Consider the following 1,296-nt stretch of genomic DNA (forward strand, 5'->3'; position numbering starts at 1 on the left):
TGTTTTGACCCCTATAAAACAAGAGTATTCTTTTAAATTTCGTTAGTTAAATTATGCGGTTATTTTTTTCATTAAAATCAGGTGTTTGTCAGCGTTCCATTTTTCCATTGGTGTTATTCTTCCTAATAGGCCGTGTAGTCTTTCGTTGTTGTAAAATAGAACATAATCTTTAAGGATTTTTTCTATTTCTCCAAAGGTTCTATATTCAAATCTCTGAAAAATCTCTTTCTTTAAAATGCCGTGATAGGCTTCTATATGAGCATTTTCTTCTGGTGTTGCGATATGAGTAAACTCTTGAGCCACACCTATCATTGCTAGATATTCTCTTACATTTTTTGCAATAAACTGACTCCCGTTATCACTTCTAATCACTACATTATTAGGATATTGATAGTGCATAAATAATTCAGATAGCAATCTTATCACTTGAGCTTGTTTAATTGAAAAAGCAAAAAGGTCTATTAATATTCTTCGCGTATGAACATCTATAACAGATAAAAGGTAAGCGTTTTTACCAGCACTGGGAATCCAAACCATCTTTATATCCATTTCTAGACAATCAAAAGGTTTTACGGTCATTACTTTTCTGAATTTAACAAACTTACGTCCAGAACCGCTCCTGTCAATACGGTCTTCCAGCTTCAATAGGTTCGCTTCTTTCATTATTCTATATAGTTTCTTGTGGTTTATTGTATAACCGTCCCGAGTCAAATAAGCAGTCATTAATCTATAGCCACAATCTATAAAAGGATGACTTAATATGGTCTTTACAGATTCAATAACAACAGCCTGGGTTACTAATCCATTCTTACTATGATAGGTAAATCTACTTGGCTTGTTTCCTTTTTTACCTAAGCTTGGCTTGCGATAATAACTGCTGTGAACCATTCCTGCCATATCGATTATCTTAGTTTTACTGATTTTATATTTCTTAAAAATAGTATCCACTAAATCTTTCTTGGATCTGATGTCCCAAACTTTTTTTTTAAAAGTTCACGCTGCACTTCTAGCTCAATTTCCTTGTTACTTAATAGCTTACGAAGTATTCTGTTTTCCTCTTCTGCTTGCTTTAACTCTTTACTACGTGCGTCATAGGTGACTTTTAAGCCAGACTCGCCTTGGGTATCATATTTCTTCCTCCAATTGTAAAAAGTTCCCGTACTAACCTTGTATTTACGACAGGCTTCAACAATTCCTAATTCTTCAGATGAGGATAGAATTTCTAGCTTTTCTTCTAAACTCCATTTCTTATATTTCATATCTCAAAGGTATTAATTGAAATTTAAAATAGCACTC

Annotated in this window: 2 protein-coding genes; both read right to left on the reverse strand. The window is 33.2% G+C overall.

The window, feature by feature from the left end; translation table 11 throughout:
- Positions 1 to 51 precede the first annotated feature (51 nt).
- Positions 52 to 948: an IS3 family transposase gene (locus tag ES677_RS15095; RefSeq protein WP_246124594.1), complete on the reverse strand. Its 897-nt coding sequence runs from the start codon at positions 946 to 948 to the stop codon at positions 52 to 54.
- Positions 948 to 1,259, reverse strand: coding sequence for a transposase (locus tag ES677_RS15100; protein ID WP_148381718.1), 312 nt, complete (start codon positions 1,257 to 1,259; stop codon positions 948 to 950). The genes ES677_RS15095 and ES677_RS15100 overlap by 1 nt, the downstream gene beginning before the upstream one ends.
- Between the last annotated feature and the right edge of the window lie 37 nt (positions 1,260 to 1,296).

The sequence above is a fragment of the Bizionia gelidisalsuginis genome, assembly GCF_008086185.1.
Classification (GTDB): Bacteria; Bacteroidota; Bacteroidia; order Flavobacteriales; family Flavobacteriaceae; genus Bizionia; species Bizionia saleffrena.

Coding starts and splice junctions, on each gene's coding strand:
- ES677_RS15100 (WP_148381718.1), bottom strand. CDS start 1,259: ATGAAATATAAGAAATGGAGTTTAGAAGAAAAGCTAGAAATTCTATCC.